The sequence below is a fragment of the Streptomyces solitudinis genome (assembly GCF_036323765.1).
Taxonomy (GTDB): Bacteria; Actinomycetota; Actinomycetes; order Streptomycetales; family Streptomycetaceae; genus Streptomyces.
In genome coordinates this window covers 116,360-130,783 of the sequence record NZ_JAZDCW010000007.1, presented here as the reverse complement: position 1 = coordinate 130,783, position 14,424 = coordinate 116,360, and the positions used below count along the sequence as shown (strand labels likewise).

The 14,424-nt window shown below is 75.8% G+C and carries 12 protein-coding genes and 1 pseudogene; 1 reads left to right on the top strand and 12 read right to left on the bottom strand.

From position 1 onward, the window contains the following. Positions 1-6: 6 nt before the first annotated feature. The 5 genes from V1J52_RS19200 to V1J52_RS19180 all read right to left on the bottom strand — a co-directional run bounded on the left by V1J52_RS19200 (position 7) and on the right by V1J52_RS19180 (position 6,454). Entirely contained in the window at positions 7-1,593 is a 1,587-nt protein-coding gene (locus V1J52_RS19200) for a DUF7059 domain-containing protein (RefSeq protein WP_330141257.1), read from the bottom strand. A 44-nt stretch (positions 1,594-1,637) separates the two neighbouring features. After that, positions 1,638-2,216, bottom strand: a complete 579-nt coding sequence (locus V1J52_RS19195; protein ID WP_330141117.1) for a small secreted protein — start codon at positions 2,214-2,216, stop codon at positions 1,638-1,640. Between the two features lie 269 nt (positions 2,217-2,485). After that, positions 2,486-4,879 carry a sodium-translocating pyrophosphatase gene (locus V1J52_RS19190; protein ID WP_330141116.1) on the bottom strand — a complete coding sequence of 798 codons (2,394 nt, stop codon included), beginning with the start codon at positions 4,877-4,879 and terminating at the stop codon, positions 2,486-2,488. 675 nt (positions 4,880-5,554) lie between these two features. Next, the gene (locus tag V1J52_RS19185; RefSeq protein WP_330141115.1) at positions 5,555-5,995 is read right to left on the bottom strand and encodes an ATP-binding protein; all 441 of its coding nucleotides are present in this window, start codon (positions 5,993-5,995) and stop codon (positions 5,555-5,557) included. Between the two features lie 117 nt (positions 5,996-6,112). Beyond that, positions 6,113-6,454: an STAS domain-containing protein gene (locus V1J52_RS19180; RefSeq protein WP_330141114.1), complete on the bottom strand. Its 342-nt coding sequence runs from the start codon at positions 6,452-6,454 to the stop codon at positions 6,113-6,115. A gap of 137 nt (positions 6,455-6,591) precedes the next feature. Here V1J52_RS19180 and V1J52_RS19175 point away from each other — a divergent pair, with 137 nt between their 5' ends. Further along, positions 6,592-8,988: a DEAD/DEAH box helicase gene (locus V1J52_RS19175; protein WP_443075869.1), complete on the top strand. Its 2,397-nt coding sequence runs from the start codon at positions 6,592-6,594 to the stop codon at positions 8,986-8,988. Between the two features lie 84 nt (positions 8,989-9,072). Here V1J52_RS19175 and V1J52_RS19170 read toward each other — a convergent pair. The 7 genes and pseudogenes from V1J52_RS19170 to ssd all read right to left on the bottom strand — a co-directional run. Further along, positions 9,073-9,363 (bottom strand): annotated as a pseudogene (locus V1J52_RS19170) (Rv3654c family TadE-like protein); the annotation flags it as partial. Continuing rightward, entirely contained in the window at positions 9,347-9,700 is a 354-nt protein-coding gene (locus tag V1J52_RS19165; RefSeq protein WP_330141112.1) for a TadE family type IV pilus minor pilin, read from the bottom strand. The gene V1J52_RS19165 and the pseudogene V1J52_RS19170, both read right to left, overlap by 17 nt. Next, positions 9,687-9,974 carry a DUF4244 domain-containing protein gene (locus V1J52_RS19160; protein WP_330141111.1) on the bottom strand — a complete coding sequence of 96 codons (288 nt, stop codon included), beginning with the start codon at positions 9,972-9,974 and terminating at the stop codon, positions 9,687-9,689. Before V1J52_RS19160 ends, V1J52_RS19165 begins: the two co-directional genes overlap by 14 nt. 103 nt (positions 9,975-10,077) lie before the next feature. Then, positions 10,078-10,878: a type II secretion system F family protein gene (locus V1J52_RS19155; protein ID WP_330141110.1), complete on the bottom strand. Its 801-nt coding sequence runs from the start codon at positions 10,876-10,878 to the stop codon at positions 10,078-10,080. After that, on the bottom strand, positions 10,868-11,875 hold the full coding sequence (locus V1J52_RS19150; RefSeq protein WP_330141109.1) for a type II secretion system F family protein: 1,008 nt from the start codon (positions 11,873-11,875) through the stop codon (positions 10,868-10,870). Before V1J52_RS19150 ends, V1J52_RS19155 begins: the two co-directional genes overlap by 11 nt. Next, positions 11,872-13,041 carry a TadA family conjugal transfer-associated ATPase gene (locus V1J52_RS19145; RefSeq protein WP_330141108.1) on the bottom strand — a complete coding sequence of 390 codons (1,170 nt, stop codon included), beginning with the start codon at positions 13,039-13,041 and terminating at the stop codon, positions 11,872-11,874. Before V1J52_RS19145 ends, V1J52_RS19150 begins: the two co-directional genes overlap by 4 nt. Continuing rightward, positions 13,038-14,132, bottom strand: coding sequence for a septum site-determining protein Ssd (ssd, locus tag V1J52_RS19140; RefSeq protein WP_330141107.1), 1,095 nt, complete (start codon positions 14,130-14,132; stop codon positions 13,038-13,040). Before ssd ends, V1J52_RS19145 begins: the two co-directional genes overlap by 4 nt. Positions 14,133-14,424 lie beyond the last annotated feature (292 nt).

Genomic DNA, 14,424 nt, shown 5'->3' with positions numbered 1-14,424 from the left:
GTTCCGCTACCGACCGGTTTCGGGGAGGAGGAACCCCTGTTCGACCAGGAGCCGGATGGCCTGCGGCGTACGGTCGCGCAGCACGGCTGCGTCCTCACCGACGAGCTGGGCGATGGCGTCCAGGATGCGTCCGGCGGGCAGCGAACCGTCGCACACCCCCGCGAACCCGGCCCCGACGGTGTCCACCTGCGTGGCGCGGCGCATCCCCCGGGCCTGCCGCAGGACGACGTGCTCGGGGTCCTCGGCCCCCGGCGGCCCGATCTGCTCCTGGAGCACGCCCTCCGCGAGGTGGAACCGCGTGCCGAGCAGCGCGGCGTCGTCATGGGCGCGCAGGAAGTCCCGCCGTGCGAAGTGCGCCCGCACGGTGTCGCCCAGCGGCTGCTCCACGGGGTGCGGCCACTCCTCGACGGTCACCGACGGCTGTGCGGCGCCGGACCTGCGCAGCGTGATCCAGCCGAAGCCCACGGCATCGGTCCCGGTGCGCTCGAACTCCTCCAGCCAGGCGTCGTAGCGGGCGGCGTACGCCCGCCGGGCGTCCGCGTCCGCCCGGCCGTCGCCCGGCTCGGCGTGGTGGTCGCCCGCGTCGCGCAGCCACAGCTCCGCGTACTGCGTGACGTCCTGCACCTCGCGCTGCACGATCCACGCGTCGCAGCCCGGCGGCACCCACGAGCGCAGCCGCTCGCGCCAGTCCTCACCCGCCACGTGCTGCCAGTTGCCCAGCAGCTGGCAGAAGCCGCCCTCGGCCAGCCGGTCGGCGGCGCCGCGCACCAGCGTGCGGCACAGGTCGTCGCCGGACAGCCCGGCGTCCCGGTAGACCAGCCGGTCCCCGGCCGCGCCGCGCGGCGTGATGACGAAGGGCGGGTTGGAGACGATCAGGTCGTACGGCTCGTCGGCGGCGACCGGCTCGTAGAGGGAGCCCTCGCGCAGGTCGGCCTCCGCCGCGCCGGACAGCGCCAGGGTGAGGGCGGCGCAGCGCAGGGCCCGCGGGTTGACGTCGGTGGCGGTCACGCGGGTGGCGTGCCGGGCGGCGTGCAGCGCCTGGATGCCCGAACCGGTGCCCAGGTCCAGGGCGCGCCGCACGGGCGTGCGCACGGTGACACCGGCGAGGGTGGTGGACGCCCCGCCGACGCCCAGGACGACGTCCGCGCGGCGGTTGCCGATGCCGCTGGCACCGCCGACCGCACACCCCAGGTCGGAGACGATCCACCAGTCCTGGCCCTCCGGACCGCCGTAGGGGCGGACGTCCACTGTGGCCCGCACGGCGTCCCCGGCCGGGGCGGCGTCCCCGGCGGCGGGCGGGCCGTCCGCCGGGCGGAGCCAGCCGCCGTCCAGCGCGGCGGCCAGCGGCAGCGCCGCCTCCACCCGGGCGCGCGGCACGGACTGCTGGAGCAGGAAGAGGCGCACCAGCGTCTCCAGCGGCTCCCCGCCGCGGGTGGCGCGCAGGGCGGGAACGGTCTCGCTGCGGGCGAGGGCGGCGTAGGCGGGCGCGCCGAGGAGTTCCAGGAGACCGTCGACGGTGAAGCCGGACGTCAGGAACGCCTCGCGCAGCCGCGTGGTCGTGGAGCGGTCAGCGGACGGCAGGTGCGTACTCACGGGTCTCACGGGTCCATTGTGGTGGTCGGCCGCCGGTACGCGGGTCAGGAGGCGTCAGGGGACTCCTCGCCGCCGCTCGCGCCGGGCCGACGGCAGCCGTCCTGCTCGGACATGGCCTGGCCCAGTTCACCCGACTGGAGGTCGTTCAGCGCGTCGTCCCCGCCCTGGCCGAGCTGGTTCAGCTCCTCGACGATGCCGTTGAGGCCGTCGGCGAACTCCCCCTGGTCCTTCACGTCCAGCCCGTCGACGCGCTTCTTGAGCCCGGCGTAGGCGTCGCTGATGTCGTTCAGCTCCTGCACCGCGTTCTCGCGCAGCTCCGCGCCGTTGTCCACCGGCGGGTCCCCCGCCTTGTTCACGGCCTGCGCCAGCGCGCCGTACGCCTCCGACAGCTGCTGGAACGCCTGCGAGTCCGCCTTCTGCACCTCGGCGGGCGGGCTGTCCTCGCCGCTCACCTCGGAGATGGCGGCGTTGGCGTTCTTGATCTTCTCGGCCTGCGGCTCCACCTGGCTGCACACCTTCTCCGCCCAGGCGTCGGTCTGCTCGTCGGTGTCGTCACCGCAGCCGGTCGCCGTCGCAGCGAGGACCGCGCTGGTGCACAGGGCCAGGGCAAGCTTCTTGTTCACCGGTTGATCCATCCCTTCGTGGCTACCGGCCCGGAAGATACACGCCGGAGAGGCACCGGCGACGAGCCGGGCGCACGGTTCGCCCGTTTCGCCCGGCGAAACAGCCATTCGCACCACGGCGACACCGCGTGCCGGGCAGCGGGCGGCGGGCCGTGGACTGCGGGCAGCCGGGAGCGACGCGGGCGGGTGGCGCGTCCGTGGACGCGCCACCCGCCCGGTGGCAGGGAACCGCCGCGCGGGACCGGCCGTGACGCCGGCCCCGCGCCCGGTCAGGGTGCGGAGACCGGATCCGCCGGCGCCACCCGCTCCTGCTGTGGCGTCCCGCCGTCCTCCATCACGGAACCACGCCGCTTGGACACGTACACGGAGGCCACGATGACGGTCAGGGCCACCACCGCCACGACCGCGCGGGCCCCCGCGCTGGCGTCGTCGCCGTAGGACAGCGTCACGATCGCCGGGGCGATCAGCAGCGCCACCAGGTTCATCACCTTCAGCAGCGGGTTGATCGCCGGGCCCGCCGTGTCCTTGAACGGGTCGCCGACGGTGTCGCCGATGACGGTGGCGGCGTGCGCCTCACTGCCCTTGCCACCGTGGTGCCCGTCCTCGACCAGCTTCTTGGCGTTGTCCCACGCCCCGCCGGAGTTGGCGAGGAAGACGGCCATGAGGAGGCCGGTGCCGATGGCCCCCGCCAGGAACGCGGCCAGCGCGCCCACGCCCAGGGAGAAGCCGACGGCGATGGGCGCCATGACCGCGAGCAGTCCCGGCGTGGCCAGCTCCCGCAGGGCGTCCCTGGTGCAGATGTCCACGACGCGCCCGTACTCCGGCTTCTCCGTGTAGTCCATGATCCCGGGGTGCTCGCGGAACTGCCGCCGCACCTCGTAGACCACCGCGCCCGCCGAGCGGGACACGGCGCTGATGGCCAGTCCGGAGAACAGGAACACCACCGCGGCGCCGAGGATGAGACCGACGAGGTTGTTCGGCTGCGCGATGTCCAGGCTCAGGCCCAGTTCGTCGACGCGGGCGCCGACCTCGGCCGCCGCCGTCTCGAACGCCTCGCGGTAGGACCCGAACAGCGCCGCCGCGGCCAGCACGGCGGTGGCGATGGCGATGCCCTTGGTGATGGCCTTGGTCGTGTTGCCGACGGCGTCCAGGTCCGTGAGGACCTGGGCACCGGCGCCCTGCACGTCGCCGGACATCTCCGCGATGCCCTGCGCGTTGTCCGATACCGGCCCGAAGGTGTCCATGGCCACGATGACGCCGACGGTCGTCAGCAGGCCGGTGCCGGCCAGGGCCACGGCGAACAGCGCCAGCATGACCGACGCGCCGCCCAGCAGGAAGGCGCCGTAGACGCTCAGCCCGATGAGCAGCGCCGTGTAGACGGCGGACTCCAGACCCAGCGAGATGCCCGACAGCACGACCGTCGCCGGGCCCGTCAGCGAGGAGCGGCCCACGTCCCGCACCGGCTTGCGGGTGGTCTCGGTGAAGTAGCCGGTGAGCTGCTGGATGAGCGCCGCCAGCACGATGCCGATGGCCACCGCGACGAGGGCGATCACGCGCGGGTCCCCGCTGTGCGCGGCGATCTCCTCGTCCCCGACGTTGGACAGCTCGGCGAAGGTGCCGGGCAGGTAGGCGTACGAGGCCGCCGCGACGAGGATCAGCGAGATCACGGCCGAGACGAAGAACCCGCGGTTGATGGCCGTCATGCCGCTGCGGTCGGTACGCCGGGGCGCGACCACGAAGACACCGATGACGGCGGTGACGACGCCGATGGCCGGGACGATGAGCGGGAACGCGAGGCCCGCGTCCCCGAAGGCCACGGTGCCCAGGATCAGGCTGGCCACCAGGACGACGGCGTAGGACTCGAACAGGTCGGCGGCCATGCCCGCGCAGTCCCCGACGTTGTCCCCGACGTTGTCGGCGATCGTGGCGGCGTTGCGCGGGTCGTCCTCCGGGATGCCCTGCTCGACCTTTCCGACCAGGTCCGCGCCGACGTCCGCGGCCTTCGTGAAGATGCCGCCGCCGACGCGCATGAACATCGCGATGAGCGCGGCGCCCAGGCCGAAGCCCTCCAGCACCTTGGGCGCGTCGGCCGCGTACACGAGCACCACGCAGGCGGCGCCCAGCAGGCCGAGCCCGACCGTGAACATGCCGACGACACCGCCGGTGCGGAAAGCGATCTTCATCGCCCGGTGCGCGACGGCCGTGAGGTCCTTTTCCGGCTCCCCCACGCCGGAACTCGCCTCACGGGCGGCCGCAGCCACGCGCACGTTGCTGCGCACCGCGAGCCACATGCCGATGTAGCCGGTACCGGCCGAGAAGGCCGCGCCGACCAGGAAGAACAGCGAACGGCCGAGGCGCTGGTTCATGTCGTCCGCGGGCAGCAGCATGAGCAGGAAGAACACGACGACGGCGAATACGCCGAGGGTGCGCAGTTGCCGGGCGAGATAGGCGTTGGCGCCTTCCTGCACGGCCGCCGCGATCTTCCTCATGCCGTCCGTGCCCTCACCGGCCGCGAGCACCTGGCGCAGCAGGACCACCGCGACGGCGAGGGCCGCCGCGGCGATGGCGGCGATCACCAGCACCAGGCCGCGGTTCCCCGAAGTGAGCACAGCGTCGGCGGCCAGTTGGTGATGAGCGTGAAGTGGGGTGAGTTGCCCCGCCATTCGTCCTCCTTGACGTTGGCGCGTGGGCGCGCTCGGCTGCTCCCGGTCGGGGAATACCGACGCGCGGTGACAGGCGTTGCTGAAGAGATGTGGACGGATTCTAGGGACCAGCCGGGCTTTGAAACAGGGCGCGGTGACGGGAAATGGCCCGCACCAGGGAAGATCAAAAGAGAGGCGGCCCGGGAATTCGCCCACAAGGAGGAAACAGCAAAATGCACTGACCCTGGGATAATGATCTTATTGTCGATCTTCGAAACGCCGCAAAAACGCCGGAGACAACCTGCTGAGCTGCGTTTTCCGGGGGCGGGGCCCGGGCGCGGCGCGGACAGCCGCCCGCGGGCAGGGGCCCTCGGCGGGGGCGCGGCAGGCGCCGAGGCGGCGGGACGGCGCCCCGTCCGCCGGGCCGGGGAGGCGGCAGCGGACGGCCGAAGACCGGCCTGGCGGAAGGCGCCTCGCGCCGCCCCGGCCGCAGCACACGGCGCGGCGCGCGGAGCATGGTGCGCGCGGCGGCTGCCCGGCAGCACGCGGGGCGGGAGCGAGGGCGGGACCGGGGGGCGGTTCAGCGCCGGGCGGCGGCGCGGGAGGAGGACACCTGGGGACGGCGACCGAGCACAGGGCACAGGGCAGCGCCCGTCGGCGTCAGCCGGCGGGCGGGGCGGGCGGCACCGCGCCCGGTCAGGGGAGGACGGCCGCCGGAGTGGTGGGCCAGGACATGCGGATGAGGCCGCCGCGCTCGTCGGCGGTGACCTCCACGTCGTCCACGAGGCCACTGATCACCGCGAGGCCCATGTCGACCTCGGCAGCCGGTTCCGCCACTGCGGCCGACCGCTCGTCCCGGGCGCCGGGCACGAGCTGGGGCGCGGCCACGGGGACGTCGTCGCCGACCTCGATGGAGAAGGACTTCTCGTCCTCCGTCAGGGAGACCCGCACCGGCGACTCCAGTCCACCGCTCTGGTGCAGTCCCACGGCGCGGCTGCACGCCTCACCGACGGCCAGTCGGACCTCGTCCAGCACGGCCTCGTCGACCCCCGCACGGCGGGCGACGGCGGCGGCGACGAGCCGGGCCGTGCGCACGTGCTCGGGCAGCGCGCTGAAACGCAGTTCGACGGTGGCCATGCCATCCCCCCTGGAGAGTGGTACGGGTGCGTAGTCCAGGGGGCGGGCCTGGCGCCCGTTACCCCCTGGAGCGCAGGCTCTGGGTCGTGAAGTGGCGTGTGTCGGCGTGACGCGCCGTCAGTCGGTCGCCGAAACGGCCTCATCCACCGAGTTGTGGATCGGGAACACCTTCGTCAGGCCGGTGATCCGGAAAATCTTGAGGATGCGCTCCTGGTTGCAGACCAGGCGCAGCGAGCCCTCGTGGGCCCGCACGCGCTTGAGCCCACCGACCAGCACACCGAGCCCGGTGGAGTCGAGGAACTCGACACGCTCCATATCCACGACGAGGTGGAAGTTTCCATCATTCACCAGCTCCACGAGCTGCTCCCGCAGCTTGGGCGCGGTGTACACATCGATCTCGCCGCCAACGTCGACGATCGTGCGATCGCCGACGGTCCGGGTCGACAAGGACAGGTCCACGGATCTCCTCCAGCACCTTGCTACGAGCGGTCGCCCCCCATGGATCGGCAGCCGCAGGGGCATTCAATCACTTCACTGCGAGCGTGCACGACGCCTTGCCGCCATTGTCCGTCGCACCAGTGACACACTCGGTGCCGATGGCCAGCAACGCCGACGACGCCGGCAAGCAGCGCGGCGCCAGCCGCCCCGCCGGGCCGCGCCCGGACTCCGTACCGCCCCGCTCGGTGCTCGCACAGCTCGCCGCGGGTCCGGCGCGGGCTGCGCGCATCACCCATACGGAGCACTTGCCCCCTCGGCCGGGCCGTCATGCGGACTGGCCTGCCCTGATTCGGCCGGAAGTGGTCGACGCCGTGACCGCCTCCGGCATCGGCCGTCCGTGGGAGCACCAGGCGCGCACGGCGGAACGCGCGCTGGCGGGCGAGTCGGTGGTGGTGGCCACCGGGACCGCGTCCGGCAAGTCGCTCGCCTACGCGGTTCCGGTGCTCAGCGCGCTGCTGGACGGCGCCGGGCAGCCGGGCGGGCGCGGCGCGACCGCGCTGTACCTGTCGCCCACCAAGGCGCTCGCCGCGGACCAGCGCCGCGCCCTGGCCGGGCTGGCCGCACCGCTGGGCACCGCGGTGCGGGCCGCCGTGTACGACGGCGACACCCCGCCCGAGGAGCGCGAGTGGGTGCGGCGGCACGCCAACTACGTGCTGACCAACCCGGACATGCTGCACCGCGGCATCCTCCCCGGACACGCCCGCTGGGCCTCCTTCCTGCGCGCCCTGCGCTACGTCGTCGTCGACGAGTGCCACACCTACCGCGGGGTGTTCGGCTCCCACGTGGCCCACGTACTGCGCCGGCTGCGCCGCGTCGCGGCCCGCTACGGCGCCGAGCCCGCGTTCCTGCTGGCCTCGGCCACGGCAGCCGAACCCGGGAGGGCCGCGGCGCGGCTGACCGGGCTCCCCGTCACCGAGATCACCGAGGACGCCTCCCCGCGCGGCGAACTCGTCTTCGCCCTGTGGGAGCCCCCGCTGACCGAGCTGCGCGGCGAGCGCGGCGCCCCGGTGCGGCGGACGGCCACGGCCGAGACCGCCGACCTGCTGACCGACCTCGCGGCCGGTGGCGTCCGCACAGTGGCCTTCGTACGCTCGCGGCGCGGCGCCGAGCTGATCGCCCTGCTCGCCCGGGAGCGGCTGGCCGAGGTGGACCGCTCGCTGCCCGGGCGTGTCGCCGCCTACCGGGGCGGTTACCTGCCCGAGGAGCGCCGTGCCCTGGAGCGGGCGCTGCACTCCGGTGAGCTCCTGGGGCTCGCCGCGACCACCGCGCTGGAACTCGGAGTGGACGTCTCCGGGCTCGACGCGGTGCTGCTGGCCGGTTATCCCGGAACCCGGGCCTCCCTGTGGCAGCAGGCCGGACGGGCCGGACGCCGCGGGCAGGGCGCGCTGGCCGTCCTGGTGGCCCGCGACGACCCGCTGGACACCTATCTCGTCCACCATCCCGAGGCGATCTTCCGCCGGCCGGTGGAGAGCACCGTGCTCGACCCGGACAACCCCTACGTCCTGGCTCCGCACCTGTGCGCGGCGGCCGCGGAGATCCCGCTGACCGAGACCGACCTCGCCCTGTTCTCCCCCGCCGCCGCCGAGCTGCTGCCGCAGCTCGAACAGCGCGGGCTGCTGCGGCGCAGGGGCGCCGCCTGGTACTGGACCAGCCGCCGCCGCGCCGCCGACCTCGCCGACATCCGGGGACAGGGCGGGCGTCCCGTGCAGGTCGTCGAGGAGGGCACCGGACGGCTGCTGGGCACGGTGGACGCGGCCGCCGCGCACACGACCGTGCACGAGGGCGCCGTCCACCTCCACCGCGGCAGCAGCTACGTCGTGCGGCACCTCGGCCTCGACGAGCCCGGGGGGCCCGTGGCGCTGGTGGAGGAGGCCAGCCCGCCGTGGACGACCCTGGCCCGGGACACCACGGCCGTCACCGTGCTGGAGACGACCACGCGGGTGGCGTGGGGGGCGGCGCGGCTGTGCTTCGGCTCGGTCGAGGTCACCAACCAGGTCGTCTCCTACCTGCGGCGCAAGCTGATCACCGGGGAGGTGCTGGGCGAGACGCGCCTCGACCTGCCGCCGCGCACCCTGCGCACCCGCGCCGTGTGGTGGACGGTCACCGAGGAGCAGCTCGACGCGGCCGGGATCGCCGCCGAGGTGCTGCCGGGGGCGCTGCACGCCGCCGAGCACGCCTCGATCGGCATGCTGCCGCTCTTCGCCACCTGCGACCGCTGGGACATCGGCGGTGTCTCCGTCGCCCTGCACCCGGACACGCTGCTGCCCACCGTCTTCGTCTACGACGGCCACCCCGGCGGTGCCGGGTTCGCCGAGCGCGCCTTCCACACGGCCCGCGCGTGGCTCACCGCCACCCGGGAGGCCATCGCGTCCTGCGAGTGCGAGAGCGGCTGCCCGTCGTGCATCCAGTCCCCCAAGTGCGGCAACGGGAACGAACCCCTGCACAAGCGGGGAGCCGTGCGCCTGCTGACCGAGCTGCTGCGCGACGCCGCCTGACGCGGCGTCCGCCGCCGCGCCGGGCGGGCCCGCCCTGGCCCGCGCCCGGACCGCGTACGGCCCCCAGGACGCCTCGGCGGTGAGGTCGGCGACGAGTCCGCGCACCGCGCAGCGCACCACCCGCGCCCCCTGCTCCCCGGCGATCCGCTCGGCCAGCGCGCAGGCCCGGAGCGGCCCGTACCGCGCGTGGTCGGCGGCGGCGAGCGCGGACAGGTCCGCCGCGGCGCCCGCCCGGTGCCGGGTGGAGACCGCCTGGCCGAGCGCGAGCGCCGCCGTGAACAGGGTGCACAGCACCGCCGCGCACGTCACCGCCCACACGGTCGCCGAGCCCCGGTCGGCGGCCCGGACGCGCCTGCCGTCAGCCCGTCTCCACATGGGCCACCGCCTCCCAGTCGACGGCCGCGGTCAGCGGCCCGGGGCCCGCCGAACGGGCGGACACCCGCACCCGGACGAGATCGCCGTCGCGTACCAGTTCCACCCGCGCGCCCGACGGGGCCGCCGCCCGCGCGGCGGCCACCGCCCGGCCCTCCGGCTCGGCCCGTGCCGCCGCCCTCGCGCCGGTCCGCGCGGCGTCCACGCACTGGATCTGGGCGACGGCCGCCAGCAGCCCCCAGATGAGCATCGTGGCCAGCAGCACCAGGCACGGGACGACGGCCGCCGTCTCGGCGGTGGCCTGGCCGCGATCGTCACGGGCCCGTTCAGAAGCCCGCATCGAGCGCCCTTTCGACGAGCTTCTGCATCGCCGCGCTGACCGGCCCGCTCGTCACCACCTTGTAGAGCACGGCCGCGAAGCCGCAGGCCGCGATGGTGCCCACCGCGTACTCGGCCGTGCTCATGCCAGCGTCGCGCCACTGGCCGCGCGAGCGGCCGGCGATACGCCGGGCCAGGGGCCGAAGGGGGCGGAGGGCGGAGCGGAGCAGGCGCCCGGTGGCGCCCCGGTGCCTGACGTCCCGGGCGAGCGGGGCCTTCGTCTGGTGCGTGGTCATGATGTGCTCCCGGTCTCTCGTGAGGTGTGGGTGGGTGTGGGTCGCGGCCAGGTATGGCCGCCGGTGCGGGCCCGCCGTGACGGCCGGATGTGGCGGGCGGCCGTCACAGCAGCGAACGTCCGAGGCCGACGACCACCGGGGTGACCCCGGCCAGCAGGAAGGCGGGCAGGAAGCACAGGGCCAGCGGCCCGGTGACCAGCACACCGGCGCGGCGGGCCCGGGCCGCCGCCGCCCGGGCCGAGGCGGCCCGGCACTCGGCCGCGACCCGGGCGACCTCGGTCACAGCGGGCGCCCCCGAGTCGTGGGCGCGGCGCAGGCAGCGGGCGAGTTGCCCCGAGCCGGGCAGCTCCCCCACCCGGGCCCAGGCGTCGCCCGGATCGGCGCCGAGCCGCAGTTCGTCACCGGCCCGCTGGAGCCGTTCGCCGAGCGGCCCGGCCAGGCAGCCGCCCACGGCACGGGCCGCGTCCCGGGGTGTGGAACCGGCAGCCAGGCAGGCGGCCAGCAGCTCGGCGGCGAGCGGCAACTGCGCGGTGACGGCCCGCTCCCGCGCCGCGTCGGCCGTCCGCCCGACGTCGGCCGGGTGGGCGCGCAGCCACCGCCACACGCCGAAGGCCACCGCTGGCGCGGCCGGTGTCCCGGCCCCCGGGCCCAGGAGGACGAACGCCAGCGCACCGGCGCCGAGTGCGGCGGCGGCCTCGTGCGCGGGCCGGCGCACGAGCACCGGACGCTTCCGTCCCGGGGGACGGCCGTGGACCGGGCGCCCGGGAGGCGGTCCGAGCACCGCGGCTCGGCGCCGGTGCCCGGCGCGGCTCCTTCGGCGCAGGAGCGCGGCCCGCAGCGCGAGGACCACCGTGGCGCTGACGGCCGCGGCCGTCCACAGGCTGTGTACGGCGTCACCGCTCACCGGCCGCACCGTCCACACCCCCTTCGGCCGCACGGACGATCCGGGCCGTCCAGGCCAGGCCCGCCCACTCCAGCAGCGCGGCACCTGCACTCACCGCCCAGCCGGCCGGTGAGTGCAGCAGGAAGCGCAAGGGGGCCGCCCCCATGGCCGTGCCCAGCAGCAGCCCGAAGACCGGTAGCAGCGCGAGCGCCAGCGCCGTCGTGCGCGGACCGGCCAGCTGGGCGCGCAGCTCCTCGCGCTGGTCCCGCGCGGCGCGCAGGGCGTCGGCGATTCGGTCGAGCCCGTCGGCCAGCCCGGCGCCGCCGTCCACCGCGACCTGCCAGCACGCGGCGACGCCGCCGAGCCCGGCCGCGCCGGGACTGCGCGCGGCGTGCCGCAGGGCGGCGGGGACGTCCCCGCCGAACCGGGCCGCCGCCCGGGCCCCGGCTCCCGCCTCGCCGAGGCCGTCGGCACCGGCCGCGAGCAGTGCCTGCCCGGGCTGGCGGCCGGCCCGCAGCTCCGCCGCCACGGCGGAGCACAGCCCGATCACGGCGGCGCTCCCGGCCTCGGCCGCCCGCCGCCGTTCCCGGGCACCCAGCCACCGGACGGCGAGCGGGGTGGCCAGTGCCCCGGCGAGCAGCGGCAGTACCGAGCCGCCCGCCACCGCCACCGCGCCCGCGGCGGGCAGGCACAGCCACGCGCCGTTCGTCCGCTCGCGCACCCGTGCCAGCAGCCGGAGGACGGCGCGCCGGAACGGGCCGGAGTGCCCCGCCCGCCCTGCCGTCCGGCCGTCGGCCGCGCCGGCGGCAGGCGCCGCACCGCCCGTCGGCCCCGGCCCGCTCCCGCCCACGCCACCGCCCCTCCCGCTGCCGGTGGGGGCGGTGGCGGACGCGAGGAGCCGGGCGCGCCGTGCCCCGGTCCCCGGGCCACCCGTCAGCCAGGCCGCCGCTCCGGCGCACAGGAGCGCCGCGCAGAGGGTTCCGGAACCTCCGCCCGTCCAGGCGCCCGCCCCGGTCACGGGGTGCTCCCGCCGCGTTCGCACAGCCGCGCCAGCCGGGCCCAGCCCGCCGCCCGGACGAAGCCCTCGTCTCCCCACACGGCGGCCGGTGCCGTGCGCACCAGTCCGTCCGCGTCCCGTTCGAGCACGTGCACCTCCGTGACCCGGCGCCGTCCCGAGCGGTCGCGTCTGAGGTGCACCACCAGGGCGAGTGCCGCCGCGAGCTGGCTGTGCAGCGCGGCGCGGTCGAGCCCGGCCGTCATGCCCAGCGCCTCCAGCCGGGCGGGCACGTCACCGGCGGCGTTGGCGTGCACGGTCCCGCAGCCGCCCTCGTGGCCGGTGTTCAGGGCGGCGAGCAGCTCGGCGACCTCGGGGCCGCGCACCTCGCCGACGACGAGCCGGTCCGGCCGCATGCGCAGGGCCTGGCGCACCAGGTCCCGCAGGGTGACGAGCCCGGCCCCCTCCTGGTTCGGCGGCCGGGCCTCCAGCCGGACCACGTGGGGGTGGTCCGGGCGCAGCTCCGCCGAATCCTCCGCGACGACGACGCGCTCGTGTCGGCCCACGAGGCCGAGCAGCGCGCTGAGCAGTGTCGTCTTCCCCGAGCCGGTGCCGCCGGAGACGAGGAAGGACAGCCGGGCGTCCAGCACGGCGCGCAGCAGCCCGTCGCCGCCGGGCGGCAGCGTGCCCGCGGCCACCAGCTCGGCGAGCCGGAAGGCCCGGGGCCGCACGACGCGCAGCGACAGGCACGGGGCGTCGACGGCGACGGGCGGGAGCACCGCGTGCAGCCGGGTGCCGTCCGGCAGCCGGGCGTCCGCCCAGGGCCTCGCGTCGTCCAGCCGCCGGCCCGCGGCGGCGGCGAGCCGCTGGGCGAGGCGGCGTACCGCCGCAGCGTCGGCGAAGCGGACGGTGGTGCGCTCCAGGCCGCCGCCCCGGTCCACCCACACCTCGTCCGGACCGTTGACCAGCACGTCGGTGACGCTCTGGTCGGCCAGCAGCGGCTCCAGTGGCCCGGCGCCCACCAGCTCGGAGCGCAGCGCCGCGACGACGCCGAGCACGGCGCTGTCACCCAGCAGCCGTCCCTCGGCGCGCAGCGCGGCGGCGACGCGGGCAGGTGTCGGTTCGGCGCCGGACTCCGCGAGGCGCAGCCGGACGGCGTCCACCAGTTCGGGGGAGGTCAGGGTGCTCACGCCGCCACGCTCCCCCGGGCCCCACCGGCCAGCGCGCGCGTCCAGAACGCGGTGCAGAAGCGGGTGAGCGGGCCGCCGCACGTCCCCGGCGGCACCCCGAGGTCCACGGCTGCGGGCAGCGCGGGGTCCGCGGGGAGTTCCCCGACGAGCGGCAGGCCGAGCAGCCCGGCGATCTCCGCGCCGTCGAGACCGGCCGTGAAGGGGCCGCGCGTCACCACGCGGAGGTCGCCGACGGCCATCGCCAGCAGCGACGCGGTGTGCTGGGCGGCGGCGACGGCCCGCAGGTCGGCGGGGACGAGGAGCAGGCCCACGTCCAGCTGTCTCAGCGCCTCGGCGGCCGCGTCGTCCAGCCGTCGGGGGACGTCCACGACGACCACGCCGCCGCGTCTGCGGGCGGCGGCGAGCACCGCCCGCATGGCGTCGGCTCCGACGCCCGCCGCGTCGGCCGTCCGGCCCCAGCTGAGCACCCGCACTCCGTGCAGCCGGGGCAGGGACTCCTCAAGCGCGCCGGCGCCGACACGCCCCCGGGACTCGGCGAACGCCGGCCAGCGCAGTCCTTCGGCGGACTCGCCGCCCAGGAGGACGTCCAGGCCGCCGCCCAGTGGGTCGCCGTCGACCAGGAGGGCGCGGTGCCCGGCTGCGGCGGCGGTGACGGCCAGGGCGCAGGCCAGGACGGAGGCACCGGCCCCGCCGCGTCCGCCCGCGACGCCGACGGTCAGCGCCTGCTCGCTGATCCCTTCGGCGGAGTCGGCGATGCGGCCCGCGAGCCATGTCTCGGCGTCGGGCAGGAACACCACCTCTTCGGCCCCGAGGCGCACGCCGTGCTCCCACATGCGGGCGTTGTCCAGGTTCCGGCCGACGAGCACCACGCCGGGGCGCCGTGGCAGGCCGCCGGGTGCGGCCCGCAGCGGGCCGGCGCGGTCCTCCCCGACGACCACGAGCGGGGCGGCGCGCCAGTCCCTTTCGTTCACGGGAGCACCGTGTGCCACCTGCGCCTCGGCCCCGGCGGCCGCGCACAGCCGCAGGACGTCGTCGAGCAGGTCCGCGTCCTCGGTGAGGACCAGGATCGGTTCCACGCGGGATTCGGCCATCGGGCCTTCTCCTTCCGGCTTCGCACTCTCACATCCGCGAACGCCGCGGACGATGTGCGCAATCACCGTGCAGAAGCCGGGAAAATTTCGGGGATCTTGGCCCAAATCTGTGGAGAACTCACCGGTTGTGAATAACTCCGTCTACCGAACCGGTGACATCCGCAGAGCGCTCTCACGGTTACGTTCGGTTACGTGTTTGATGGGCGGAGGTCGGCGGGCCGCGCTGACGCACGACGAGCGGAGGAAGCCGTGAGCGACGCCGGAAAAGCCCCCGGACATGCGACGACCCCCG

What these genes read in the sequence shown, in the direction of transcription:
- V1J52_RS19175 (WP_443075869.1), top strand. Translation starts at nt 6,592, where the DNA reads ATGGCCAGCAACGCCGACGACGCCGGCAAGCAGCGCGGCGCCAGCCGC.
- V1J52_RS19185 (WP_330141115.1), bottom strand. Translation starts at nt 5,995, where the DNA reads ATGGCCACCGTCGAACTGCGTTTCAGCGCGCTGCCCGAGCACGTGCGC.
- V1J52_RS19160 (WP_330141111.1), bottom strand. Translation starts at nt 9,974, where the DNA reads ATGACCACGCACCAGACGAAGGCCCCGCTCGCCCGGGACGTCAGGCAC.
- ssd (WP_330141107.1), bottom strand. Translation starts at nt 14,132, where the DNA reads ATGGCCGAATCCCGCGTGGAACCGATCCTGGTCCTCACCGAGGACGCG.
- V1J52_RS19165 (WP_330141112.1), bottom strand. Translation starts at nt 9,700, where the DNA reads ATGCGGGCTTCTGAACGGGCCCGTGACGATCGCGGCCAGGCCACCGCC.
- V1J52_RS19190 (WP_330141116.1), bottom strand. Translation starts at nt 4,879, where the DNA reads ATGGCGGGGCAACTCACCCCACTTCACGCTCATCACCAACTGGCCGCC.